We start from the raw sequence: 25,051 nt of genomic DNA on the forward strand, positions 1-25,051 counted from the left end.
TGCGAGCGCAGCGTCCCCGGCGATGCGAAGCATCGTCCGGCACGGTGCGCTGCAGAGCCGGGACCCGGCGGCCCCTAGTTCAACACGCGCTTGCTGTCCGGGCTGTCCAGCGAGAACGCCGGCACGTCGATCTCGAAGCGCTCGCCGCTTTCGCTGACCATCTGGTAGCGGCCGGTCATGAAGCCGGAGGCGGTCGAGAGCGGGACGCCGGAGGTGTATTCGAAGCGCTCGCCGGGGGCCAGGATCGGCTGCTCGCCGACCACGCCCTCGCCCTTCACCTCCTGCTGGCGGCCGGAGGCGTCGGTGATGATCCAGTGCCGCGTCTTGAGCTGCACGGTCTCCTCACCCGAATTGGTGATGACGATGGTGTAGGACCAGAAGTAGCGGGAGCGATCGGCCGACGACTGCTCCGGAACAAAGTTCGGCTCGACGGTCACTTCGATGTGGCGGGTCACGGCGCGGTACATGGCTGCTACCATAGCGAAATCCGGCTCCGGAACCAAACGCCGCGGACGGCTTTGGCGACATCGTCCCGCCAGAATTCGAAGGGAATGACACCCCAGGAAAGGCACCGGCAAACCCCCATGGCACCCGGCCGCTTTGCGGGGTAACGACCGGACCGGTACACTCCTTGACACGCCGCGATTTGCGGAAGGTTTTTGCGCCCCGATGACCATTGCCGACCAAGTGACGGGATCGACGATCACGGGAACTGCCGCATCCGAGGGGGCGAAGCCGCGCGCGAGGGCGCCGGCCATCACGCTGCCCGCCATCGGCGAGCGCGAGCTCCGGCTCGACCTGTTCCGCGGGCTCGCGCTGTGGCTGATCTTCATCGACCATCTGCCGCCCAGTGTGTTGACCTGGTTCACGATCCGCAATTACGGCTTCAGCGACGCCACCGAGATCTTCATCTTCATCTCCGGCTATACCGCCGCCTTCGTCTACGGCCGGGCGATGCTGGAGAGCGGCGTCGTCATCGCCACCGCGCGCATCCTGCGCCGGGTCTGGCAGATCTACGTCGCCCACGTCTTCCTGTTCACGATCTTCCTCGCCGAGATCTCCTACGTCGCGACCAGCTTCGAGAACCCGCTCTACACCGAAGAGATGGGCATCATGGATTTCCTCAAGCAGCCCGACGTCACGATCGTGCAGGCGCTGCTGCTCCGCTTCCGTCCCGTCAACATGGACGTGCTGCCGCTCTATATCGTGCTGATGCTGGCGCTGCCCTTGATCCTGTGGTCGATGAAATGGCGGCCCGACGTCACGCTCGCCCTCTCGGTCGTGCTCTACGCGGTGACCTGGGAGTATGATCTGTATCTGTCGGCCTATCCGAACGGCTTCTGGGCCTTCAACCCCTTCGCCTGGCAATTGCTGTTCGTGTTCGGTGCATGGTGCGCGCTCGGAGGTGCGCGCCGTATGTCGCGCATTCTGTCGTCACGGATCACGATGTGGCTGGCGATCGCCTATCTCGTCGCGTCGTTCTACGTGACGCTGACCTGGTACGTGCCGCAGCTCTCCCAGTTCATGCCGAAGCTGGTCGAGCAATGGATGTATCCGATCAACAAGACCGATCTGGACGTGCTGCGCTTCACGCATTTCCTGGCGCTGGCGGCGCTCACCGTGCGCTTCCTGCCCCGGGACTGGCCGGGCTTGAAATCGCGCTGGCTGCGACCATTGATTCTATGCGGGCAGCATTCCCTCGAGATCTTCTGCCTCGGCGTCTTCCTGGCCTTTGCCGGCCATTTCATCCTCGCCGAAGTCTCCGGCGGCGCGGCCATGCATGCGCTAATTAGTCTCTCCGGAGTGCTGATCATGTGGGGCGTAGCCTGGGTGATTTCGTGGTACAAGCGCGTGGCTGACAAGAGCGGTACGAAGACCAAGAACGCCGTCGGCAACGCCGATCTGGCGGGAGGGGGCTGATGAAGGCGAAGGTTCTCCTGAGCCTGATCCTGCTATGCGGTAGCCTCGCCGCGCCCATGGCGCGCGCGGGCGATGCTGCGCCTGCCGCCACCAACAATGCGCCCGCAGCCTGTGAGCTGCCGTCCTATCTGCTCACCAGCGAAAGCCGGCTGACAAAGGTCGCCGATGCGCTCAAGGCCGGCAAGCCGCTCGACATCCTGGTCATCGGCAGCCGCTCGACCACGATTCCATCCTCGGAGAGCAGCTCCTATCCGGCGCGAATGGAGGCGATCCTCAAGGAGAAGCTGCCGGCGTCCGAGGTGGTGCACGTCTCCGTAGAAATACAGAGCAAGAAGACCGCAGAGGAGACCGCGTCCACCTTCGTTAAGCTGATGGAAGCAAAAGCGCCTACTTTGGTGATCTGGCAGACCGGGACCGTGGATGCTATCCGATCCATCGATCCCGACGAATTTCGTAGCGCGGTGACCGAGGGGGTTGTTGCGCTGCAAAATGCGGGGGCTGACGTCGTCTTGATGAACTTGCAATACAGCCCGCGTACGGAGACCATGATCTCGGCGCCGCCTTACCTCGACAACATGCGGGTGGTGGCACAGGAGCACGACATTCCGCTGTTCGATCGCTTCGCGATCATGCGGCAGTGGAATGACCAGGGCCAGTTCGACCTGTTCAGCCCGTCTCGCGGGCCCGAGCTGGCGAAACAGGTCCATGATTGCCTTGGCCGGGCGTTGGCACAGTTCGTGATCGACGCAGCCCGTGGGGAGCCGGCCCAGCAGCAAAATTGAGGTCTAGCGTTAATGAGTTCTCTCCGCCCTTTTTGCCTGACGGCGTGGCTGGCCGCGCCTGCAGCCGCAGTGCTGCTGTCGCTGCTGCCGGCCGCGCCATCGCATGCCCAGACGCCGGCCGTCCAGGCGACACCCGCCCCCGCGCAGTCGGCTGATCCCGCGCCCGCCACGCCCTCCCAGACCGCCGTCGCCGCGACCTCGCCCGAGCAGCGCGGCATCACGGCGCGTGCCATCGACAAGGTGAAGCAGGCCGCCAAGTCCGCCAGCGACATCTTCAACCGCGTGCCCTGCCAGCCGCCGAAGGGCGGTTCGAAGGCGATGGGCTCGCTGCCGCACGTCGCGGGCAAGCTCGTCGCCGGGCTGCCCGTCGTCATCGTCGCGTTCGGCTCGTCCTCGACTCAAGGATTCGGCGCGAGCTCGCCGGAGTTCAATTACCCCAATCGTCTCGCCGCGCAGCTGCGCCGGCACTATCCGACCGCCGACATCAGCGTCATCAATGCCGGTGTCGGCGGCGAGGACGCGCCCGAGATGATGAAGCGCCTTCAGACGCAGGTGATCGACATGCATCCGGATCTCGTGATCTGGCAGGTCGGCACCAACGCCGTGCTGCGCAATCTCGATCCCGGCGAAACCGCCAAGATGGTGGAGGACGGCATCAGCCGCATCCAGGCCGCGGGCGGCGCCGACATCGTGCTGGTCGATCCGCAATATTCGCCGGCCGTCAACCAGCGCGCCGAGAGCGCCGGCAAGATGGTGAAGCTGCTCGGCAAGGTCGCCGAGCTCCGTCACGTCGGAATCTTCCCGCGCTTTGAGGTGATGCGTGACTGGCACGAGAAGCAGGCCATTCCGGTCGAGGGCTTCGTGATCGCCGACGGCCTGCACATGAACGATTGGGGCTATGCCTGCTTCGCCCAGCTGCTCGGCGACGACATCATCCGCTCGGTCGGCCAGATCAAGCTGGGCGTGAACGTGCCGGCCGACGTGAGAACGTATCGGCCGATGTAAGAGGGTGCGTAGGGTGGGTTAGGCGAAGCCGTAACCCACCACTGTCTGTCTCCGCGGATGCAGAAGAGGTGGATTACGCCTTCGGCTAATCCACCCTACGAGACCTCGCCTCGCTTCACGCCTGCTCCAGCGCCGTGGTGAGATCCTCGATCAGATCGTCGGCATGCTCGAGCCCTGCCGAGAAGCGAATGAAGCCTTCGCCGATGCCGAGCGCTGCGCGGTCTTCCGGCTTCAGGCGCTGATGCGTCGTGGTCGCCGGATGCGTGACGAGGCTCTTGGCGTCGCCGAGATTGTTCGAGATCCTCGCAAGCTTCAGCGCGTTGAGCACGCGGAACGCGGCCGCTTTGCCGCCCTTGACCTCGAAGCCGACCAGCGTCGAGCCGCCGCGCATCTGCTTTTTCACCAATGCGGCCTGGGGATGATCGGCGCGGCCGGGATAGACCAGCCGCGAAATCTTCGGGTGGCTCGCCAGCACCTCGGCGATGCGCGAAGCGGTCTCGGTCTGCGCGCGCACCCGCACGCCCAGCGTCTCCAGGCCCTTGAGCAGGACCCAGGCGTTGAACGGCGAGATCGACGGCCCGGTCTGCCGCATGAAATTGTGGATGTGCTCGGCGATGAAGGCTTCCGAGGACAGGATGATGCCGCCGAGGCAGCGGCCCTGGCCGTCGATGTGCTTGGTCGCCGAATAGACCACGACGTCGGCCCCGAGCGCGAGCGGGCTTTGCCAGATTGGGGTTGCGAACACGTTGTCGACGACGAGCCGCGCCCCGCCCTTGTGCGCGATCTCGGCGATCGAGGGAATGTCGAGCACGTCGAGCGTCGGGTTGGTCGGGCTCTCCAGGAAGAACGTCTTGGTGTTGGGCCGGAGCGCGCGGTGCCATTGGTCGAGATCGAGCCCGTCGACCAGCGTGGTCTCGATGCCGTAGCGCGGCAACAGGTCCTGCACGACGTAGAGGCACGAGCCGAACAGCGCGCGGGAGGCCACGACGTGATCGCCGGCCTTGAGCGGTGCCAGGATCGCGGTCGTCACCGCGGCCATGCCTGTCGCCGCCGAGCGGGCGGCCTCGGCGCCTTCGAGCTCGATCATGCGGCGCTCGAACATCGCGATGGTGGGATTGGAATAGCGCGAATAGATGAAGCCGGGGTCCTCGCCCTTGAACCGCGCCTCGCATTGCTCGGCGGTGTCGTAGACATAGCCCTGGGTCAGGAACAGCGCCTCCGAGGTCTCGCCATATTGCGAGCGCAGGGTGCCGGAATGAACCAGGCGGGTTTCGGGGCGGTAGTTGGCGGTCGACTTCGACATAGGGTACCTCCGACATGACCGCCTCGTCGAAAGCGGTCACAAAAAAACCGGCCTGGATATCTCCACGGGCCGGGATCACAGAGGTCCCCGGCCTGTTTAGCGACTTATTTAACGTGGCTGCAAGCCGGCCGGCTCAAATCACCACGGGATAAGTGATGCTCATATTCGGCAATGCCCTTTCCGTCAAGGCGTCCATCGGATAGCCGTAAAAGACCTGTATTTCCGGCCTGTCCGGATGCATCTGACCCCTGATGAGGACCCCCGGTTGACGTTCACGGTCGCGCCCGACGCCAATGGTATCCTGCCCGACCGCATGATCGCGGCGATGGCGGAGGCGGGGCTCATCCGGCCCGCCTACGACTTCGTCGAGAGCCAGATCCAGCCGGCGAGCCTCGATCTGCGTCTCGGCGACATCGCCTATCGCGTCCGCGCCAGCTTCCTGCCCGGTCCCGGCGCCACCGTCGCCGAGCGCATCGACGAGCTGAAGCTGCACGAGTTCAGCCTCGCCGACGGCGCGGTGCTGGAGACCAACTGCGTCTACATCGTGCCGCTGCTGGAAAGCCTCGCGCTGCCGCCGGAGATCGTCGCCGCCGCGAACCCCAAGAGCTCCACCGGCCGACTCGATGTCTTCACCCGCGTGATCGCCGACGGCACCCGCCGCTTCGACATGATCGGCGCCGGCTATCACGGCCCGCTCTATGCCGAGATCAGCCCGAAGACGTTCCCGGTCCTGGTGCGCGAGGGCTCGCGCCTGTCCCAGGTGCGCTTCCGCACCGGTGATGCCATTCTCAACGCCGACGAGCTCGACGGCTTGCACGCCGCCGAGCGTCTGGTCGATGTCGACGACGCCGATCTGTCGGGTGGCGTTGCCGTCTCCGTCGACCTGTCCGGCGAGAAAGCGGGCGGCTTCGTCGGTTATCGCGCCAAGCGTCACACCGGCGTCGTCGACGTCGATCGCCGCTCCGGCTATGCGGTGGAGGACTTCTGGGAGCCGATGTCGGCCCGTCCCGACGGCAGCCTGATCCTCGATCCCGGCGAGTTCTACATCCTCGCCTCGAAGGAAGCCGTGCAGGTGCCGCCCGACTACGCCGCGGAGATGGTGCCGTTCGATCCCCTGGTCGGCGAGTTCCGGGTGCATTACGCCGGATTCTTCGATCCCGGCTTCGGCTATGCCGGCGCCGGCGGACTAGGATCGCGCGCCGTGCTGGAGGTGCGCTCGCGCGAAGTGCCGTTCATCCTCGAGCACGGCCAGATCGTCGGCCGTCTCGTCTACGAGAAGATGCTGGCCCGCCCTGATGCAATGTACGGCCAGCGCATCGGTTCCAACTACCAGGCCCAGGGTCTCAAACTATCGAAGCATTTTCGGGTGTAGCCCGATCCTGTAGCCCGGATAGAGCGGAAGCGAAATCCGGGGCGGTTGCACTTGTGGCACGATCCCGGACTACGCTGCGCTTCATCCGGGCTACGAGGTGACCACATGACCAATCCATCCGAACTCGATGCAAGGATCGCCGAAGGCGTTGCGGATGCGCTGATCTATTCGGATCGCTCGGGAACGATCATGCGCTGGAACGGTGCCGCGGCGGCCCTGTTCGGCTTCTCCGCTGCGGAAGCGCTCGGCCAGAATCTGGACCTGATCATTCCCGAGCATTTGCGCGCCGCGCACTGGAAGGGCTTCGAGGCCGCGCTCGCCAGCGGCAGCATGAAGCTTGCGGGCAAGCCGACGCTGACCCGCGCGCTGCACAAGAGCGGACGCAAGCTCTACATCGAGATGACGTTCGCCCTGGTGCGGGATTCCGCCGGCAACGTCCTCGGATCCGTGGCGATGGCGCGCGATGTCACCGAGCGGGTCGAGCGTGAGCGCGCGGCCAAGGCGCCGCCGCAAACTTCGTGATGCGGAATTGACGGGCAATCGCGCAGGGCGCTCTGCACGGGCGTGATGTTGCCTGCCGCGGGGTGCGGTGACACACTCGATCGAAACAACGATCGGGAGCGAACATGGCCGCCGCTGTAGACGCTGCGCAGGAAGCCCAATGGAAGCGCTGGCGCGCGGTCGCCGACCTCTATCACGCATATTTCACCGGGCTCATCCTCACCGTCGTGACGCGGCGTGGCACCGCTGACGCTGCCGAGTTCGTCTTCCGCGTGTTTCGCCGCCAGCAGCAGGAGCGCTTCCTGCCGGGGCTTGCGAAGCTCGGGATCGATCATCTGCCGCCGGCGGTGGCGGCCGCGCAATATCACTATCTCTCGAACTGGATCGGCGGCGTGCATGTCGAGTACATGTACGAGAGCGACGCCAAGGCCTGGATCCGCTATCCGCCGCCGCGCTGGATCTGGAAGGGCACCGCGATCTGCGGTGTGCCGGGCGAGGTCTCGCGCGCGATGCTGCGCGGCTGGCACGCCAACAATGGCGCAGCCCTCGGCGATCTCAGGCTCGGCTTCGTCTGCACCAAGCAGAGCGTCGACGGCCAGGACGGGTTGGAAGGCTACTATCACCAATACGATCATCCGCTCGAGCCGGACCAGCGGCTGGTGTTCGCGCGCCACCTCGACGCGCCGCTGTTCGATGCGAAGACCGCGCCGGCGCTTCCCGTGGCGAGCTGGCCGAAACCGCGCCTGGAAAAAGCCTATCGCAATTACGCGATGGAGTATGTGCGCACCGCGGCGCCCGTCATGGTGCAGCTGTTCGGGCCTGAAGACGCCGGCCACCTGCTGCGCCTCACCGGCAAGCTGATCGGGATGCAATATTTCGATGACGTCGCCGCCGCGCTGGCGATGAGCCGCGGCGGGGCAGGTGAATTCGCAGCGTTCCTGAACGCGCTGCTTGCCGCGCAGGATGATGCGGTCGAGACCGCACGATCCGAAGGTGCCTTCGAGGTCCGCCAGCAGACGTGGAAGCTGATGGACGACGTCGCTGACTATCAGCCGGCTTGCGCCAAGGTGCTGGAGGGGCTGTTCGAAGGCCTCGCCGCAGGCTGCGGGCGGCATATCGCCGTGCAGCTGCGCCTCGCCGCCGGTTGCCGCCCGCCATTGCTCTGGTCGATCGAGTAATCCCGCCATGGAAATGCGCTGCCGCAGGGCACGCCTGCATCCGGCGCAGGAGGAATCGGCCATGGCCGTGCTAACAAGCCGCCCGGCGCGCCCCGCGCGAACAAATTGATTGCCATACCCAAGCATTGCCGCGCCGCAAAGGGCGCCCCGAGCCCGGAGAGGACATGTCCGACATCGCCGAAATCCCGGTCGATGAGCAAGAGCGTCCGCTGCCGCCGCCGGTGCGAAGCGCGCTTGTAGACGGGCCGATCCTGCGCACGCTGCTCGGCCTTGCCTGGCCCAACGCGATCGCGCTGTCGGCCGGCACCTGCACGGTGATCGCGGAAACCTCCTATATCGGCCGGCTCGGCGTCGAGGCGCTGGCGGCGATGGCGCTGGTGTTCCCGGCCATCATCCTGACCATGACGATGTCGGGCGGCGCCATGGGCGGCGCGGTGGCGTCCGCCATCGCACGCGCGCTCGGTGCCGGGAACCGCGAGCGCGCCGGCACGCTCGCCGCGCACGCGATGCTGATCGGCATCTGCTTCGGCCTCGTCTTCATGCTGGGCATGCTGATCTTCGGGCCCAAGGTGCTGGAGATGCTCGGCGGCCGCGGCGATGTGCTGACCCATGCGGTCGCCTACACGCAGGTGTTTTTCGGCGGCGCCGTGCTGCCCTGGCTGCTCAACACCATGGCCGGCGTGCTGCGCGGCACCGGCAACATGAAGCTGCCCTCGTTCCTGATCATCAACTCCGCGGCCTGGCAGATCGTGCTCGGCGGTACGCTCGGCCTCGGGCTCGGGCCGGTGCCGCAGTTCGGCATGCACGGCGTCGCGGCCGGTGCGCTGATCGCCTATTCCATGAACATCTGCATCATGGGCTGGTACCTGTTCTCCGGGCGCGCGCGCGTCACACCGAAGCTGCGCGGCCTGCGCATCCAATGGGCGATGTTTTTCGACATCCTCAAGGTCGGCGCCATCGCCTGCTTCTCGCCGCTGCAATCGGTGCTGACGATCTCGATCTTCACCCACATGCTGGCGCAGTTCGGCACCACGATCCTCGCCGGTTACGGCATCGGTGCGCGGCTCGAATTCCTGCTGACCTCGATCGCGTTCTCGTTCGGCATCGCCTGCGTGCCGATGGTCGGTATGGCGATCGGCGCAGGTAACATCGCGCGCGCCCGGCGCATCGCCTGGATCGCCAGTGCGGCTGCTTTCGTCGCCGTCGGCGCACCGGCCTGCGTCGTTGCGATGTTCCCCGACCTCTGGATCGACATCTTCACCGACAGCGCGGAAGTACGCGCGGCGAGCCATCAATATCTCTCCACGGTCGGACCGTTCTACGCCTTTTTCGGCATCGCCACGGTGATGTACTTCTCCTCGCAAGGTGCGGCCAAGGTGATCGGGCCGGTGCTGGCGCAGACGGCGCGGCTGGTCTACATCTCGGCCGTCGGCTGGTGGCTGTCGACGCATGAGGCCAACGCGCAGAGCTTTTTCTGGCTGGCCGCGAGCTCGATGGTCGTGCTCGGCCTGCTCTCATCCGCCAGCGTCGTGCTGACGCGCTGGGGACCGCGCGCGAGCACGCCTGCGATCAGGCCAGCGCTGTCGGGTGCTGCCGATTAACGACGCTTGTGGCGGCGATGGCTGCTGCCGCCGCCGGTATTGGCGAGCCGCATCAATTGCGGGATCATCGCCATCATGTCGCCGCCGCCGGCACCACCGAGCATGCCCATGATGTCGCCGCCGCCCATGCCGCCGAGCCCGGTCGGCATGTAGCCGGACCCGCCCATCGGCGTGTAGCCGCCGTAATTCGGCGCGCCGAAGCCGCCGCCGCCCATCATGCCACCGAACCCGCCGCCGCCGTTCTCCATCATGCGGCTCATCATCGGGCCCATGGTCTGCATCATCATGGCGAAGCGGCGCTTGCCCATCTTCGCCTTCATCATCTCCAGCATCGGCGCCATCTGGGTCATCATGTCCTCGCCGCCGGCACCGCCGCCGCCGAAGCCGGCGAACTGCGCCTTCGCCGGCGGCTTGCGGCGGAAAACAGCAGCAGCACGGCGGCCGCCTGGCAGATCACCTTGTCCGCACCTCTCATGGCATGCTCCTCGCGTGCGCAGCCCCGCCGGGACAGCGGGGCCAACCGGACGCACGCGACCATCATTGCGGCCGGCGAGGGCGGAGCTCTGTGCGAAAACTCACAGAGGGCAGTCAGGCCGCGGCAGCCGGAAACGCCTTGTGCAGGGCAGTGACGGCGTCCCTGGTCTGCCCCTGAACGTAAGCTGCAAGCTCGTTCGGCAGCATGTCGATGGTCCACACCAGGCGACATCTCCGCTCGCCGTCGGCGATCACCTGCACCGCGGCGCTGTAGTGCTTCAGCCGTTCGTTGCTGATGGCGTAGACGAGACGCCGGCGCGCGTCGTCGCAATCGACCAGCACCTCGCGCGCCACCGAACCATTGGCGAAGGTGACGATGCGCGCATCGCCGTCGAGCATGCAGGCGGTGACGAAGCCGGGCACCAGCCGTTCATGCAGCGCGCCGAAATCGCGCACCGCGTCCCAGACGTCGTTCGCCGCGGCGGGTAGCGGGATATCGTTGTGGATGGAGGCCATGGGATTGTTCCTAGAATGCAGCATTCGTAGGGTGGGCAAAGGCGCGCTCTTCGCGCGCCGTGCCCACCATCGATCGGATTGTGGCTTGGAGTTCGTGGGCACGCTTCGCTTTGCCCACCCTACGAGATCCCGTCGGCGGCTAGAGCTCAGCTACAAACCGCCTCGACATTGTTGCCATCAGGATCGATCAGGAAGGCCGCGTAATAGGTCGGGCTGTAATCCTTGCGCGGTCCGGCGCCGCCATTGTCGCGGCCGCCGCTCTTCAGCCCTTCGCTGTGGAACGACTTGACCGCGTCATGGCTGCCCGCGCGAAACGCGATGTGCGCGCCGTCGGCCTTGCGGCCCTTGTTCAGGTGCAGCCACAGCGCCGGCGCGTCCTTCGGCCCGAAGCCGGCATAGCCGTCGCCGCTGGAGCACAGCACGTAGCCGAGCGGCGCCAGCACCGCGGTGTAGAAGCGCGTCGCGGCGTCGAGGTCGGCGACGCGAAGTCCGATGTGGTCGTACATGTTCGTCTCCATGTGCAAAGCGCGCCGAAAGTGGCGCGCGCCGGAGACGAAGCTAGTCAATGGAGGGCAAGCTGCTCTTGGAGAATCTTGCGCATCCCCTTCGAGGCCTGGCGAAACCTGGTCGGCGATACGCCGGCCGCGCGGTGGAAGGTGCGGACGAAGTTGGAGAGATCGCCGAAGCCGACGTCATAGGCGACGTCAGTGACCGCGATGTCGTCGTCGGCGAGCAGCCGTGCCGCATGCCGCAGCCGCGAGCGCACCAGATATTGATGCGGGGTGACGCCGAGCACGCTGGAGAACAGCCGCAGGAAGTGGAACGGGCTGAGGCCCGCCTGCCTGGCGGCCTGTTCGAGATCGACCTCTTGATGCGAATTGTCGTCGATCCACAGCGCGGCCTCCACTGCGCGGCGGCGGACGCGCGCATTGGGCGTGGCCGGCTTGCGCGGCCTGCCCGAGACGATTTCGACGAAACGGCCGGCCAGGATCTGGCCGACCTCGTCGAGGCCGATGTCGCTGTTGCCATCTGCCGCCGTCTGGGCAAGCTCGCCCAGCACCATCAACTCGGGCAGCGGCGGCGTGGCGCCGATCTGCCAGACCTCGCGCCGCCCATTGAGGCCATCGACCATGTCGTCGCTGAGGAAGAACGACAGGCAGACGTCGCCGCTGACATGCTCATGGGTGCAGGTGTATTCCTCGCCGGGCGCGCCGACCAGCATCGAGCCCGCCACCAGCTCGAAGAACCCGGCGCGGCAATTGCAGCCGAAGCTGCCCGAGCGGACATAGGCGATGGAATGCCCGGTGCGGCATTCGGCAAACGGTGTATCGTTCGGTCCCGCATCGCAGCGAAACTCGCAGACCGTCATCGATTGTGACGTCAGCAATGTGGTTGCGTTCATGCCACCTTATCTAGGTGGACGGCCTCGGCGGAGCAACGGGCAGCAGCACCTCGAACAGCGTCTTGCTGGCGACCGGATGGGCGCCCTCCAGCGCCAGCAATCGGCGCTTGGAGATCACCCCGCCATAGGGCGAGAGCCGGTCGGTGTAATTGCCGGCCTCCAGCACCCGGTGGCAGGGCACGATCAGCATGTAAGGATTTTTGGCGATCGCCTGCGCCACCGAATGCGCCGCGCCTGAGGCGCCCAGCGCCTTGGCGACCTCGTGATAAGTGCGCGTCTCGCCGCGCGGAATCGAGCAGGCGAACTCATAGACGCGCCGGTTGAAGCCGGGCACGCCGCCAGCATCCAGGCTGACCTCGGAAAAATCGGGATCGCGGCCCTGCAGCAGGGCCGTGATGCCCTCGATCGCAAGCTCGGCATTTTCGCACGGCCGCTGCTCGCGCGCCTCGGGATGGACCTGGAAGATCCTGCGGCGGGTGTCGATCTCCCGCGCTTCCGGCAATTGCACGGCGACGACGCCGGTGCCGCTCCAGATGATTCCGCAGCGGCCTATGGCCGTGTCGAATATCGAATAGCCGCGCCCCACCATGCACACGCCCCACTCAGTGCACGTTTCTCCCCGACATCCAATCATAACACCGCCACAATCCGGCGCACCCAAAATCTTGCCAAAACGTTAAGAAGCGTTCTGCCTGGCACGCCAAACCGCTTGGCGGCAGGCGCCGTCTCGGCTAATCAGGAGGCGTGCGGCTTCGCGCATCCGCGGGCGTAGTTCAATGGTAGAACGGCAGCTTCCCAAGCTGCATACGAGGGTTCGATTCCCTTCGCCCGCTCCAACGCGACGTCTGAATAAAGCGCGCTACCGACATCCGTTGATTTGACCGGCGACATCGGTCTGGTACGATAAATCATGTCGTTTCCGTCCAATTTTCATGGGCAGTAGGAGCCACATCATGGCGGCAAGCTACAGCTATTCCGTCATTCTTGAGCCCCAGGAGGGCGGTGGCTTTACCGTGCTTGTCCCGGCCTTGCCCGAGGTCGTGACCGAGGGCGAAACGGAACAGGAAGCGCTCGCCAATGCCGAGGAGGCAATCCGTGCGATCCTGGAATATCGACGGGATCAAGGAATGGCGCCTCCGTCCGATGCTCATCCCGAGATTCGCCACGTAACGGTGGCCGCCTGATATGGGCGGTGGACGCCTGCCTGCCGTCAACGGCAAGCGCGTCATCCAGGCACTGATGAAAGCCGGTTTCGTCGTCAACCGGATTGTCGGGAGCCACCACGTTCTTGTTTTTCCTGGAGACCCGACACGAACGGTGACTGTTCCGGTTCATGCCGGGCGAGACTTGAAACCCGGCACGCTGCGCTCGATCATTCGACAGACCGGCCTGACCGTGGAGGAGTTCACAGAACTTCTGTAGAATCATCGACCGCTTCACCGAACGCATAACCGCCGATCGATGAGATGACGGCAGATTACGCCTTCCGCTCGTAAGCGCTCGACGACATTGAACAGCGTTGGGACCACTAAGCTGAAGCGGCCGCCGAGGCGCGCCGCTTGCCCCGTCGCGCCCAAGCTCGGCGTCCGGCCCGCCGGCAAAGATTCTAATATGTTAGCCTGCCGCTCCCGGCACGCCCGCCTCGCCCGCCTTAAGCTTCTCTCGCCCGGCGGATGCGGTCCCTGCGCCGGGTGATGTCTGGATGAGAGCCGATGGACCAGCAGAAACTCGAACGTGCGATCGGTCGCCGCTTGAAGACGCTGCGGACGCAGGCGGGCATGACGTTGAACGAGCTGGCCGGCCGCTCCGGGGTCAGCCGTGCCATGATCGGGCGGGTCGAGCGGGCGCAGAGCAGTGCGACGGCCTCGCTGCTCGGCAGGCTCTGCGCCGCGCTCGACGTCTCGCTCAGCGATGTCGTCGCGCTCGCCGAGAAGCCGCCGGAGCGGCTGGTGCGGCTCGCCGACCAGCCGCACTGGCGCGATCCCGACAGCGGCTATCGACGGCGGCATGCCTCACCGCCGGATGCGGCGAGCGGCATCGAGATCATCGTCGTCGACCTGCCGGCCGGCGCGCGCGTGTCTTACAGCCCTTGGGGTCGCAACGCCTTCACCCAGCAATTGTTGATGCTGGAGGGCGCGATCGCCGTGTACATCGACGCCAAGACGGTGCGCCTGCGCGAGGGCGACTGCCTGGATTTCGACGTGATGCGTGCGGTGACCTTCGAGAATGAAACCAGGCAGGACGCGCGCTACGTCATCATCACGCGGCGCGGTTCCTCCTACGGGAAGATGTGAGATCATGGAGTGGAGACCCTGACGATGCAGATTCGCACCGGCGACACCTTCGATCCGCGCGTCGTCGCGCTGCTCGATCATCACGTCACGTCGGCGCGGGCGCAGACCGCGCCGGGCAGCGCGCATGCGCTCGACCTTGCGGGCCTTCGCGCCGACGATGTCGCGTTCTGGACCGGCTGGGACGGCGAGCTGCTCGTTGCCACCGGGGCGCTGAAGATGCTGTCGGCCGTCCATGGCGAGGTGAAGTCGATGCACACGCTTCAGACCACGCGGCGGCGCGGCTTCGGCGGCCAGATGCTCCGCCACATCATCGCGGAGGCCCGCGCGCGCGGCTTGAGGCGACTCAGCCTCGAGACCGGTTCATGGGATTATTTCAAGCCGGCGCATGCGCTTTACCAGGCCCACGGCTTCGTCCTCTGCGGCCCGTTTGAGGGTTATCGCGATGATCCCAATAGCCTTTTCCTGACGCTCGATCTGACGCAAGGCTGACTGCCGGTCGGGGCTCCCGCCAGTCCGCCCTCGGCCTCTGCATTCCCGTCCGACAAAATGAGTTGCGTACCTCAAAAAACCTCTGCTAGCCTTCAGCCCATGGCCGAGACCCTGACCGCGAGCGCGCTGACGCTGAAGGACATCGCCCGCGAGGCGGGCGTCAGCCTCGCGACGGTGGACCGCGTCCTGCACAACCGGCCGGGCGTGCGGCCCGAGACGGTGCGGCGCGTCAAGGCGGCGATCGAGCGCAATTCGTTCCAGCCTCACGTCGCCGCCGCCGAGCTTGCCCGTGGCCGCGCCCGCCGCTTTGCCTTCGTGATGCCGTCGGGGCCGAACCCGTTCATGCAGCAGATCGAGGCCTATCTCGGCGAGATGTCGGGCTGGCTCTCGGCCCGCCGCCTCAGCGTCGAGATGGTCGCAACCGACGTGTTCGATCCCTCCGTGCTTTCGGCCTCGCTCGAGGCGCTCTCCGGCGATTGCGACGGCGTCGCCGTGGTGGCGCTGGATCACCCCACCGTTCGCGCTGCGATCAACGACCTCGTCGATGCCGGCACCCAGGTGGTGACGCTGGTGTCGGACGTGCCGTCGTCGCGCCGCCACCATTATGTCGGCATCGACAACATCGCGGCGGGTCGCACCGCCGGCGCGCTGGTCGGACGACTGGTCGGCCAGAAGTCCGGCAAGGTCGCGATCGTCGCGGGCTCGCAGGGCCTGCGCGACCATGCCGAACGCATCTTCGGCTTCAACCAGGTGATGGCCTCGGAATTCCCTGGCCTCAGCGTGCTGCCGGTGCTGGAAGGCCGCGACCAGGACGATCGCTCCGAGCAGGTATTGGCGCGCCTGCTCGCCAAGCATGCCGACATCGTCGGCCTCTATAATGTCGGCGCCGGCACGCAAGGTGTCGCCAAGGCGCTGAACGATAAGGCGCTGAGCGATGCCGGCCGCGACAAGGTGGTATTCGTCGGTCACGACGTCACCGTGCTGACGCGCCGCCTGCTGCTGCAGGGCGTGATGGATGCCGCGATCTCTCAGAACCCCGGGCATGAAGCGCGCGCCGCCGTGCGCGTGCTGCTCGCGCTCGCCCGCGGCGAGCCGATCTTGCGCGAACAGGAGAAGATCAGGATCGACATCGTGATGCGGGACAATCTGCCCTAGCTATCGAATGGGCCGTGGCGAAAAGCGCGACATCAAGATCGTGCAGCGCAATGAGGAAAGAGGAGGACGATTTGTATCTCGGACTGGACATCGGCACGTCCGGCGTGAAAGCGGTGCTCGTGAGCGAAGCCGGCGCGATCGTCGCGGCCGCCGCGCGCGAGCTCGCGCTGTCGCATCCGGCGCCGCTGTGGTCCGAGCAGGACCCCGATGCCTGGGTCGATGCGGCGATTGGCGCGGTCGACGATCTCGCCAGCCGCCATCCGCGCGAGGTTGCGAGGGTTCGCGGCATCGGCCTGTCCGGCCAGATGCATGGCGCGACGCTGCTCGATGAGGACGGCAAGCCGCTGCGCCCGGCGATCCTCTGGAACGACGGCCGCTCGCAGGCCGAATGCGCGGTGCTGGAGCGGCGCTGTCCGTCGCTGCACGCGATCGCCGGCAACCTCGCCATGCCCGGCTTCACGGCGCCGAAGCTGCTGTGGATCGCGCGGCACGAGCCGAAAGTTTTTGAACGCGTCGCAAAGGTGCTGCTGCCCAAGGCCTATGTGCGTTATCGCCTCACCGGCGAGATGGTCGAGGACATGTCCGATGCCGCCGGCACGCTGTGGCTCGATGTCGGCGAGCGGCGTTGGTCGGCCCTGCTGCTGCACGCCACCGGGCTCGACCTCCACCACATGCCGCGCCTCGTCGAGGGCAGCGCGGCGAGCGCGCTGCTCGCGCCGGATTTTGCGCAGCGCTGGGGCATGAGGAAGGACGTCGTGGTCGCGGGCGGCGCCGGCGACAATGCCGCCAGCGCGATCGGGCTCGGCGCGATCGCGCCCGGCGATGCCTTCCTGTCGCTGGGAACATCAGGCGTTCTGTTCCGCGTCACCGATCGCTTCGCGCCGGCGCCGGCCTCGGCCGTGCACGCCTTCTGCCACGCGCTGCCGGGCCTCTGGCATCAGATGGGCGTGATGCTGTCGGCTGCGGCTTCGCTGGCCTGGCTCTCCGGCGTGATGGAGGTGCCGGCCGCAACGCTGCTGGCGCCGCTCGGCGAGTGCGTCGATGCGCCGAGCCCGATCAGATTTCTGCCCTATCTCGACGGCGAACGCACGCCGCACAACGATGCCGCCGCGAGCGGCGCCTTTGTCGGCCTGCGCGGTGCCACCGGTCGCAGCCAGATCGTCCAGGCCGTGCTCGAAGGCGTCGCCTTTGCCGCGCGCGACAATCTGGCGGCGCTGAGCGCGGCGAGCGGGCCGATTGCCGAGGTCGATCTCGTCGGCGGCGGCTCGCGCTCGCCGCTATGGGCACAGATCTGTGCCGACGTGCTCGGCATTCCCGTTCACCGCGTCGAGGAGGGCGAGGTGGGAGCGGCCCTCGGCGCCGCGCGGCTCGGCCGGCTCGCGGCCACCGGCGAGAGCCCCGAGACGGTCTGCACCCGGCCGCGGCGGCTCGCGAGCTTCACGCCCCGCGCTTCCCTCGCTGCCGCCTATGACGAAGCCTATCGGCGATGGCGCGAGCTTTATCCCGCATTGAAGGAGTCCCTGAAGTGAACGCGTCAGCCAAATTCTTCGATGCGAGCGCACCTGTCGCCTTTGCCGGCCAGGACGCAGGGCAAGCGCCCGCGTTCCGCTGGTACGACAAGGACCGCATGGTCCACGGCCGCAGGCTCGAGGATCACTTGCGCTTTGCGGTCTGCTATTGGCATTCGTTGTGCTGGCCCGGCGGCGACCCCTTCGGCGGCGAGACGTTCCTGCGGCCCTGGCATCGCGGCAGCGATGCGATGGCGCAGGCGCGGGCCAAGGCCGATGTCGCGTTCGAGCTGTTCCGCCTGCTCGACGTGCCCTACTTCACCTTCCACGACGTCGACGCGGCGCCGGAGGGCGCTTCGCTCGCCGAGTCCGTCGCCAACCTCAACGCGATCGCCGATCTGTTCGAGCAGAAGATGGCATCAGCCAAGGTCCGGCTGCTCTGGGGCACTGCGAACCTGTTCACGCATCGCCGCTACATGGCGGGTGCGGCGACCAATCCCGACCCCGAGATCTTCACCTACGCGGCCGGCCAGGTCCGCGCCGCGCTGGAGGTGACGCACCGGCTCGGCGGCCAGAACTATGTGCTGTGGGGCGGGCGCGAGGGCTATGAGACGCTGCTCAACACCGATCTCAAGCGCGAGCTCGACCAGCTCGGCCGCTTCGTCTCGCTCGTGGTCGAGCACAAGCACAAGATCGGCTTCAAGGGCCCGGTCCTGATCGAGCCGAAGCCGAAGGAGCCGACCAAGCACCAATATGATTTCGACGTCGCCACCTGCTACGGTTTCCTCGAACGTTACGACCTGCTCAAGGACGTCAAGCTCAACATCGAGCAAAACCACGCCATCCTCGCCGGCCATTCCTTCCACCACGAGGTCGCGCTGGCCGAGGCGCTCGGTGTGTTCGGCTCGCTCGACATCAACCGCGGCGACGATCTGCTCGGCTGGGATACCGACCAGTTCGCGATGAACGTGCCGGAGCTGGCGCTGGTGTTCCACGAGATCCTGAACCGCGGCGGCTTCACCACGGGCGGGCTCAATTTCGATGCCAAGATCCGCCGCCAGTCGATCGACCCCGACGATCTGATCCATGCTCATGTCGGCTCGATGGATGCCTGTGCGCGGGCCTTCCTCGCCGCCGCCGACATGGTCGACGCCGGCACGCTGAGTGCGCCGCTTGCAAAGCGCTACGAGGCGTGGGCGGGCCCAGAGGGCCGCGCCATTCTCGGCGGTCAGCGTTCGCTCGCCGATCTCGCCGACCGTGCCATGTCTCCCGACTTCGATCCGCAGCCGCGCTCGGGCCGTCAGGAATATCTGGAATCCCTGGTCAACCGCTATGTCTGAGGAAACGCCGCTGATGACGAAGACTGACGCGACACCGGTGCTCGAGCTCACCGGCATCGGCAAGGAATTCGGCGCCATCCGCGCGCTGCACGAGGTCGACTTGCAGGTCATGCCGGGGGAGGTGGTCGGCCTGATGGGCGACAACGGCGCGGGCAAGTCGACGCTGGTCAAGATCATCGCCGGCAATTTTCGTCCCAGCCATGGCGAGATCCGTTTCGCCGGCAGCGCGGTCCATTTCAGCCGGCCCGTCGATGCCCGCGCGGTCGGCATCGAGGTCGTGTATCAGGACCTCGCGCTGGCCGACAATCTGACGGCGGCGGCCAACGTGTTCCTCGGCCGCGAGCTGAAGCGCAGGTTCGGGCCCGTCGCGCTGCTCGACCACAAGGCAATGGCGGCGCGGGCGCTGGAGCTGTTCGGCGAGCTGCGCTCGGAGACGCGCCCCGACGATCTCGTCAAGCAGATGTCCGGCGGCCAGCGCCAGGCGGTTGCGATCGCGCGCACGCGGCTCTCCAATGCGCGGCTGGTGATGATGGACGAGCCGACCGCCGCGATCTCGGTGCGTCAGGTCGAGCAGGTGCTCGGCCTGATTCACCGGCTGAAGGAGCAGGGGGTTGCCGTGATGCTGATCTCGCACCGCATGCCCGACGTGTTCGCGGTATGCGACCGCGTCATCGTCATGCGCCGCGGTGAGAAACGCGCCGACAAGCCGATCCACCAGACCTCGCCGGAGGAAGTCACCGCCCTCATCACCGGCGCGAAGGAGGCGGCATAATGGCCATGCCCATGGAATCTCCGATCAGCTTCACCAATGTGGGCCGGATCAAATGGTGGCAGCGCGGCATCTTCGCCTCGCAGACCGGCTACGTGCTGCTCGCGCTGGCGGTGCTGCTGGTGATCATGCATTTCGCCAGCCCGTATTTCTTCACCGAAGGCAACATGCAGAACGTGGCGAAGAACTTCTCCTTCATCGCCATCGCCACGCTCGGCGTCACCTTCGTGATCATCACCGGCGGCATCGACCTCTCGGTCGGCTCGATGATGTGCTTCTCCGCCATGATCACCTCGATGGTCATGACCGAGCTGTCGTCGCCCGGCTCGCCCGCCGGCGCCTTGTTCGTGCACATGGCGGCAGACGGCAAGACCGTGCTGGCCAACGTGCCCGGGCTGATCCTGCTGGTCTCTGTCCTCGCCGGGCTCGGCGTGGCGCTGATCGCCGGGTTCGTCAATGGCTTCTGCATCGCCGTGCTCGGCCTGTCGCCCTTCGTCACCACGCTCGGCATGCTCTCGATCGTGCGCGGGCTCGGCTATGTCGTCTCCAACGGCCGCGGCAGCTTTCCGGGTGGGCCCGACGCCGATTATTTCTACGCCGCGACCTCGGGCGACGTGCTCGGCGTGCCCGTGCCGTTCATCTATCTCGTGGTCCTCGCGCTGACGATGGCCGTGGTGCTGCACCACACCGCGTTCGGCCGCCACGTCTTCGCACTCGGCGGCAACGAGAAGGCGGCCGAGCTGACCGGCATTCCGGTGGTGCGGGTGAAGATCGAGGTCTACGTGATTTGCGCGCTCGCCGCCGGCCTGCAAGGCATCATCATCTCCGGATGGCTCGGATCGGCGCCGGCCAACATGGCGACCTCCTACGAGCTCAACGTGATCGCGGCTGCCGTCATCGGCGGCGCCAATCTTGCCGGCGGCATCGGTGGTCCGCTCGGCGCCATTGTCGGCTGCGTGCTGCTGGAGGTGATCCGCAACGGCCTCGTGCTGGCGCAGGTCTCGTCCTACTGGCAGCAGACGCTGGTCGGCGTGATCATCATCCTGGCCGTGCTGGTCGACCGCATCCGCTCGCGGATGACTTGAATTGACGTGGTTCTCGGGAAGGTAACGAAAACGCCGCCCGTCCGCTTCCCGGACGATCTGAAAAGGACGGGCACCAAACAAGAGTGGAGGAGACGATGAGGAAACTTCTTCTGGCCGGCATCGCGGTTGCGATGATGGCGACGCCGGCATTCGCCGCGAACTACCGCTTCGTCATCGTGCCGAAGGCGATGAACAATCCGTTCTTCGACTTCGCGCGCGACGGCTGCCTGAAGCGGGCCAAGGAGCTCGGCAACATCGAGTGCATCTACAAGGGACCGGTCGAGCACGAGCCGGCGACGCAGGCGCAGATCATCCAGGACTTCGTCACCCAGAAGGTCGACGGTCTCGCCATCTCGGTCGCCGACGTCGCGGCCATGACCAAGTCGATCGAGGCGGCGACCGCCGCTGGCATCCCCGTCATCACCTTCGATGCCGACGCCCCCGGATCCAAGCGCCTCGCCTATATCGGCACCAACAACAAGGAGTTCGGTGTCGCGCTCGGCAAGCAACTCTTGAAGATGCGGCCCGACGGCGGCAAGTACGCCATGGTCTCGGGCGGACCCGGCGCCAAGAATCTCGCCGAGCGTGTCGACGGCGTGCGCGAGGCACTGAAGGGCTCGAAATGGACCGAGGTCGCGGGCTCCCCGACCTTCTGCAACGACGATCCCGCGCTGGCGGTGCAGCAGATGACTGATATGCGCACCGCGACGCCCGATCTCGCCGCGATCGTGCCCATCGGCGGCTGGCCGATGTTTGCTCCCGAAGGCTTCAAGGCCTTCGCGTCCAGGAACAAGAAGGACATCGATTCCGGCAAGTTCACCCTGGTCGTCGCCGATACGCTGAAGATGCAGCTCGAGCTGCTGCGCGACGGCTATGCCAATGCTCTGGTCGGCCAGCGTCCGTTCGAGATGGGCGAGAAGGCGATGGATACGCTGCTCGCCATCAAGAAGGGCGAGAAGGTGCCGGAGATCGTCTACACCGGCCTCGATCTCGTCACCAAGGACAACGTCGCGCAGATGTTGAAGTAGGAGCGCCCGCCAGCCCCGCGTTCCTGCATGCCTCTCCCGCTTGTGGTTTCCACGAGCGGGAGAGATGATTTGGACTGTTGGAATGAAGACAAGGCCATCGGAATGAAGCGATCGCGGCTCGGCTCGCTCGACGTCACCTCAATCGGCCTCGGCTCCGCGCCGCTCGGCGGATTGTTCAGTCCTGTGAGCGATGCCGATGCGGAGGCGACGATCGCGCGCGCCTGGTCGTTCGGGGTGCGATTCTTCGATACCGCGCCGCTCTACGGCTTTGGCCTCGCCGAACGGCGGCTCGGGGCCTTCCTGCGGCAGCAGCCGCGCGAGTCCTACGCCATCTCGACCAAGGTCGGCCGCCTGCTGCGCGTGCCCGAAGGCGCGCCCGCCGAGGACGAGCACTACAAGGGAACGCCGCGCGAGCGGCCGGTGTTCGATTTCAGCTATGACGGCGTGATGCGCTCGGTCGAGGAGAGCCTGGGCCGGCTCGGGCTCGACCGCGTCGACGTCCTGCTGGTGCACGATCCCGACGATCATTATGACGAAGCCGTCACAGGTGCCTTCCGCGCGCTGCGGCGGCTGCGCGAGGACGGCACGGTCAAGGCGATCGGCGCCGGCATGAACCAGTCGGAGATGTTGGTTCGATTCGCTGAAGCCGCGCCGGTCGACTGCTTTCTGCTCGCCGGGCGCTACACGCTGCTCGACCAGGGCGCGCTGGATGCGCTGTTTCCGGTCTGCACGGCCAAGAACATCGGCATCCTGCTCGGCGGCATCTACAACAGCGGCATTCTCGCCGATCCGCATACGAGCGCGAAGTTCAATTATCAGGATGCCGATGCCTCACTGGTGGTACGGGCGTTGGAGCTCGAGGCGCTCTGCCGCAGGCACGGCACCGAGCTGAAAGCCGCCGCGCTCCAGTTCTGCATGGCGCATCCGGCGGTCACCGTCGCCGTGATGGGCGCGCGCAACGCCGCCGAGGTCGCCGACAACATCGCGATGTCGGAGAAGACCGTGCCCGCCGCGTTCTGGCAGGAGCTGCGTGCGAGCAACCTCGTCGATGCGCGCGCGCCGCTGCCGACGGGAGCGTAAGGTATGATCATCGATGCCCACCAGCATTTCTGGGATCCGGCGCGCGCCGATTATCCTTGGATGGCGGCGGACGAGCTCGTGCCGATCCGCCGCGCGTTCGGCCCGGCTGATCTGGCGCCATTGCTGAAAGCGAACGGCATCGATGCCAGCATCGTGGTGCAATGCCGCTCCTCGCTCGACGAGACCGAGGAATTCTTAGCGATCGCGCATGCGACGCCGTCGGTGATCGGCGTCGTCGGCTGGGCCGACCTGACCGACGGCGCGCTCAGCGATACGCTCGCCCGGCTGCGCGGCTTGCCGGGCGGCGACAAGCTGGTCGGCATCCGCCACCAAGTGCATGACGAGACCGATCCTGATTGGCTGCTGCGCGAGGACGTCCAGCGTGGCCTCACGGCTGTGTTCGCGCATGATCTCACCTACGATTTTCTCGTCCGCACCCGCGAGCTGCCGGCCGCGATCGCAACCGCTCAGGCCTTTCCGCAAGCGCGCTTCGTGCTCGACCACGCGGCCAAGCCGCCGATCGCCGCCGGCGGCAGCGCCGAATGGTCTCATCGCATCAAGGCGCTCGGGACCTGCGGCAATGTCTGGTGCAAGATCTCGGGCCTTGCGACCGAGGCAGTTTGGAACGACTGGGATGCGGAGCGCCTGTTTCCGTTCGTCGCGCACGCCGCAGACTGTTTCGGCGAGGATAGGCTGATCTTCGGCTCGGACTGGCCGGTGTGCCTGCTTGCGGGAAGCTACGGCGAGATCAAGGGCGCGCTGGAAGCCTGCCTGGCGAAGCTCGGCCCGCAGGTGCGGGACAAGGCTTTTGGCGTGAATGCGGCGCGGGCGTATCGGCTTGCGTCGCGCGTCAGGGCCTGAGCGCGCGCCTCCTCCTTCGAGACGGCGCGGACGCGCCTCCTCAGGATGAGGCTAAGCGGCAGCCGTGTTCCTTGAAAGTAACCGCCGCGCACTCCGCTCCTCATCCTGAGGAGCCCGCCTAAAGCGGGCGTCTCGAAGGATGGCCGCATTCGCCAAACCTACTCCGACATCGGCTTGTCGGAGATGTCCCAGTCCTTGCCGGTGAAGGTGGAGATGAACAGCGTCTTCATCGGCGTGTAGTCCTCCGGCGTGTAGCTGTAGGTGACGCCGTCGAGGAAGTAGGGCGAGTGGAAGCCCTTGAGGTTCGAGGCCTGCTTCAGCACGTTGGCGCGGGTGAGCTCGTCGCCGCAGCGGCGCAGGATCTCGCCCATGGTCACGGCCTGGCCGTAGCCGGCAAAGGCGATGGTGTTGTCGGGGTCGATGGCCGGCGTGTATTTCTTGCGCAATTCCTCGAACGCCATCACGTCGGGATCCTTCTCCCATTTCGGCAGGCCGACCTCCTTGTTGTAGCGGATGGCGACGATGCCGGTGGCGTTCTCGAGGCCCGCGGCGCTGAGGATCGAGCGGCCGGTCGAGCCGGCCGACAACAGCTGCAGCGGCTTCCAGCCGAGCTCGGCGACCTTGCGGATCGACTGCGACGAGGCCTTGCCAGTGGAGATGTTGTAGAAGACGTCGGCGCCGGACTTCGACAGGTTGATGAGCTGGGAATCGACGGTCGGCTCGGTCAGATCGTAGGTCTGCTCCATGATCACCTGCGCGGTGCCGCCGGCATCCGCAAGCACCTTCTTGAAGGGACCGAGGAAGTCGCGGCCGAAATCGTCGTTCTGGTAGAGGATGCCGATCTTGGCGTTCGGCTTCACGCTGACGACGTGGCGGGCCAGGATGCGCGCCTCGGTCGGATACAGCGGCAGGCCCGCCATCGTCCATTTGAACTCTTTCGGATTGTTCCACTTCGACGCGCCGGTGTTGAGCAGCAGCTGCGGCACGCCCTTGGAATTCAGGTACTTGTGCACGGCAGTCTGCGGCGCGGTGCCGAGCGAGCCGTAGAGCGCGAGCACTTCCTCCTGCTCGACCAGGCGCCGCGTCGCCTCGACGCATTTCGGCGCGCTGTAGGCATCGTCCATGGTGAGAAACTTGATCTTGCGCCCGTTGATGCCGCCCTTCTCGTTCAGCATCTGGAAATAGGCTTCGCCGATGCGCCCGAGCACGCCGTAGAGCGAGCCGGGGCCGGAATGCGGCACGGTCTGTCCGATCTTGATCTCGGTGTCGCTGGCGCCCGCATCGTATTTCTTCTCCGCGGCCCAGACGTAGGGCGCGGGCAAGGTGGATGCGGCGATGGTGGCGAGCGCGGCGGCGTTGAATTCGCGCCGCGATGGATTCTTCTTCAT

Annotated in this window: 26 protein-coding genes, 1 tRNA gene, 1 pseudogene and 1 riboswitch; of the genes and pseudogenes, 20 read left to right on the forward strand and 8 right to left on the reverse strand. The window is 66.2% G+C overall.

Translation table 11 applies throughout. From position 1 onward, the window contains the following. Window positions 1-74 precede the first annotated feature (74 nt). Window positions 75-467, reverse strand: coding sequence for a Co2+/Mg2+ efflux protein ApaG (gene apaG, locus DCM80_RS14540; protein ID WP_028138966.1), 393 nt, complete (start codon window positions 465-467; stop codon window positions 75-77). A gap of 202 nt (window positions 468-669) precedes the next feature. Here apaG and DCM80_RS14545 point away from each other — a divergent pair, with 202 nt between their 5' ends. The 3 genes from DCM80_RS14545 to DCM80_RS14555 are packed head-to-tail and all read left to right on the forward strand — an operon-like array spanning window position 670 to window position 3,707. After that, window positions 670-1,920 carry an OpgC domain-containing protein gene (locus tag DCM80_RS14545; protein ID WP_257197585.1) on the forward strand — a complete coding sequence of 417 codons (1,251 nt, stop codon included), beginning with the start codon at window positions 670-672 and terminating at the stop codon, window positions 1,918-1,920. Continuing rightward, entirely contained in the window at window positions 1,920-2,702 is a 783-nt protein-coding gene (locus tag DCM80_RS14550; protein ID WP_257197587.1) for an SGNH/GDSL hydrolase family protein, read from the forward strand. The genes DCM80_RS14545 and DCM80_RS14550 overlap by 1 nt, the downstream gene beginning before the upstream one ends. A gap of 12 nt (window positions 2,703-2,714) precedes the next feature. Beyond that, entirely contained in the window at window positions 2,715-3,707 is a 993-nt protein-coding gene (locus DCM80_RS14555; RefSeq protein ID WP_257197588.1) for an SGNH/GDSL hydrolase family protein, read from the forward strand. Window positions 3,708-3,822: 115 nt separating this feature from the next. Here the strand turns inward: DCM80_RS14555 and DCM80_RS14560 are convergent, their stop codons facing one another. Further along, entirely contained in the window at window positions 3,823-5,010 is a 1,188-nt protein-coding gene (locus DCM80_RS14560; RefSeq protein ID WP_257197590.1) for an O-succinylhomoserine sulfhydrylase, read from the reverse strand. A gap of 75 nt (window positions 5,011-5,085) precedes the next feature. Continuing rightward, a riboswitch (SAM riboswitch) is annotated at window positions 5,086-5,165 on the reverse strand. Between the two features lie 80 nt (window positions 5,166-5,245). Here DCM80_RS14560 and DCM80_RS14565 point away from each other — a divergent pair. From DCM80_RS14565 to DCM80_RS14580, 4 genes are all read left to right on the forward strand, one after another. Then, window positions 5,246-6,382 (forward strand): 2'-deoxycytidine 5'-triphosphate deaminase, encoded by a 1,137-nt coding sequence (locus tag DCM80_RS14565; RefSeq protein ID WP_373569406.1) that lies wholly within the window; start codon window positions 5,246-5,248, stop codon window positions 6,380-6,382. A gap of 105 nt (window positions 6,383-6,487) precedes the next feature. After that, entirely contained in the window at window positions 6,488-6,904 is a 417-nt protein-coding gene (locus tag DCM80_RS14570; RefSeq protein WP_257197594.1) for a PAS domain S-box protein, read from the forward strand. A 104-nt stretch (window positions 6,905-7,008) separates the two neighbouring features. Then, window positions 7,009-8,061, forward strand: coding sequence for a hypothetical protein (locus DCM80_RS14575; RefSeq protein WP_257197596.1), 1,053 nt, complete (start codon window positions 7,009-7,011; stop codon window positions 8,059-8,061). 164 nt (window positions 8,062-8,225) lie between these two features. Beyond that, a complete protein-coding gene (locus tag DCM80_RS14580; RefSeq protein WP_257197598.1) occupies window positions 8,226-9,662 on the forward strand; it encodes an MATE family efflux transporter in 1,437 nt (478 codons plus the stop codon). Here the strand turns inward: DCM80_RS14580 and DCM80_RS14585 are convergent. The 5 genes and pseudogenes from DCM80_RS14585 to DCM80_RS14605 all read right to left on the reverse strand — a co-directional run bounded on the left by DCM80_RS14585 (window position 9,659) and on the right by DCM80_RS14605 (window position 12,643). Further along, window positions 9,659-10,137, reverse strand: a pseudogene (locus DCM80_RS14585) (hypothetical protein). The gene DCM80_RS14580 and the pseudogene DCM80_RS14585 overlap by 4 nt on opposite strands. 113 nt (window positions 10,138-10,250) lie before the next feature. Further along, window positions 10,251-10,652 carry an SRPBCC family protein gene (locus DCM80_RS14590; RefSeq protein WP_257197600.1) on the reverse strand — a complete coding sequence of 134 codons (402 nt, stop codon included), beginning with the start codon at window positions 10,650-10,652 and terminating at the stop codon, window positions 10,251-10,253. Window positions 10,653-10,798: 146 nt separating this feature from the next. Then, window positions 10,799-11,158 carry a VOC family protein gene (locus DCM80_RS14595; protein ID WP_257197602.1) on the reverse strand — a complete coding sequence of 120 codons (360 nt, stop codon included), beginning with the start codon at window positions 11,156-11,158 and terminating at the stop codon, window positions 10,799-10,801. 56 nt (window positions 11,159-11,214) lie between these two features. After that, window positions 11,215-12,054, reverse strand: coding sequence for a helix-turn-helix transcriptional regulator (locus tag DCM80_RS14600; protein ID WP_257197603.1), 840 nt, complete (start codon window positions 12,052-12,054; stop codon window positions 11,215-11,217). A gap of 10 nt (window positions 12,055-12,064) precedes the next feature. Next, a complete protein-coding gene (locus DCM80_RS14605; RefSeq protein ID WP_257178556.1) occupies window positions 12,065-12,643 on the reverse strand; it encodes a methylated-DNA--[protein]-cysteine S-methyltransferase in 579 nt (192 codons plus the stop codon). Between the two features lie 173 nt (window positions 12,644-12,816). Here DCM80_RS14605 and DCM80_RS14610 point away from each other — a divergent pair. From DCM80_RS14610 to DCM80_RS14670, 13 genes are all read left to right on the forward strand, one after another. Next, a tRNA-Gly gene (locus tag DCM80_RS14610) sits at window positions 12,817-12,890 on the forward strand. 117 nt (window positions 12,891-13,007) lie between these two features. Then, a complete protein-coding gene (locus tag DCM80_RS14615; RefSeq protein WP_257197604.1) occupies window positions 13,008-13,238 on the forward strand; it encodes a type II toxin-antitoxin system HicB family antitoxin in 231 nt (76 codons plus the stop codon). Between the two features lies 1 nt (window position 13,239). After that, window positions 13,240-13,476 (forward strand): type II toxin-antitoxin system HicA family toxin, encoded by a 237-nt coding sequence (locus DCM80_RS14620; protein WP_257197606.1) that lies wholly within the window; start codon window positions 13,240-13,242, stop codon window positions 13,474-13,476. Window positions 13,477-13,766: 290 nt separating this feature from the next. After that, window positions 13,767-14,348, forward strand: a complete 582-nt coding sequence (locus DCM80_RS14625; RefSeq protein ID WP_257197607.1) for a helix-turn-helix domain-containing protein — start codon at window positions 13,767-13,769, stop codon at window positions 14,346-14,348. Window positions 14,349-14,372: 24 nt separating this feature from the next. Next, complete coding sequence (locus DCM80_RS14630; protein ID WP_257197609.1) at window positions 14,373-14,837, forward strand: GNAT family N-acetyltransferase; 465 nt, start codon at window positions 14,373-14,375, stop codon at window positions 14,835-14,837. Window positions 14,838-14,936: 99 nt separating this feature from the next. Further along, the gene (locus DCM80_RS14635; protein WP_257197610.1) at window positions 14,937-15,992 is read left to right on the forward strand and encodes a LacI family DNA-binding transcriptional regulator; all 1,056 of its coding nucleotides are present in this window, start codon (window positions 14,937-14,939) and stop codon (window positions 15,990-15,992) included. Between the two features lie 71 nt (window positions 15,993-16,063). Continuing rightward, window positions 16,064-17,521: a xylulokinase gene (xylB, locus tag DCM80_RS14640; protein WP_257197611.1), complete on the forward strand. Its 1,458-nt coding sequence runs from the start codon at window positions 16,064-16,066 to the stop codon at window positions 17,519-17,521. After that, complete coding sequence (gene xylA, locus DCM80_RS14645) at window positions 17,518-18,840, forward strand: xylose isomerase (RefSeq protein WP_257197612.1); 1,323 nt, start codon at window positions 17,518-17,520, stop codon at window positions 18,838-18,840. Before xylB ends, xylA begins: the two co-directional genes overlap by 4 nt. Window positions 18,841-18,853: 13 nt before the next feature. After that, a complete protein-coding gene (locus DCM80_RS14650; RefSeq protein ID WP_257197613.1) occupies window positions 18,854-19,612 on the forward strand; it encodes an ATP-binding cassette domain-containing protein in 759 nt (252 codons plus the stop codon). Next, window positions 19,612-20,694: an ABC transporter permease gene (locus DCM80_RS14655; RefSeq protein ID WP_257197614.1), complete on the forward strand. Its 1,083-nt coding sequence runs from the start codon at window positions 19,612-19,614 to the stop codon at window positions 20,692-20,694. The genes DCM80_RS14650 and DCM80_RS14655 overlap by 1 nt, the downstream gene beginning before the upstream one ends. Window positions 20,695-20,789: 95 nt before the next feature. After that, window positions 20,790-21,722 (forward strand): sugar-binding protein, encoded by a 933-nt coding sequence (locus DCM80_RS14660; RefSeq protein ID WP_164718898.1) that lies wholly within the window; start codon window positions 20,790-20,792, stop codon window positions 21,720-21,722. Between the two features lie 102 nt (window positions 21,723-21,824). Next, entirely contained in the window at window positions 21,825-22,802 is a 978-nt protein-coding gene (locus tag DCM80_RS14665; RefSeq protein WP_257197616.1) for an aldo/keto reductase, read from the forward strand. Between the two features lie 3 nt (window positions 22,803-22,805). Then, window positions 22,806-23,663 carry an amidohydrolase gene (locus DCM80_RS14670; protein ID WP_257197617.1) on the forward strand — a complete coding sequence of 286 codons (858 nt, stop codon included), beginning with the start codon at window positions 22,806-22,808 and terminating at the stop codon, window positions 23,661-23,663. A 158-nt stretch (window positions 23,664-23,821) separates the two neighbouring features. Here DCM80_RS14670 and DCM80_RS14675 read toward each other — a convergent pair whose 3' ends face one another. After that, the gene (locus DCM80_RS14675; protein WP_257197618.1) at window positions 23,822-25,051 is read right to left on the reverse strand and encodes an ABC transporter substrate-binding protein; all 1,230 of its coding nucleotides are present in this window, start codon (window positions 25,049-25,051) and stop codon (window positions 23,822-23,824) included.

The sequence above is a fragment of the Bradyrhizobium sp. WBOS08 genome (assembly GCF_024585125.1).
GTDB classification, from domain to species: domain Bacteria; phylum Pseudomonadota; class Alphaproteobacteria; order Rhizobiales; family Xanthobacteraceae; genus Bradyrhizobium; species Bradyrhizobium japonicum_B.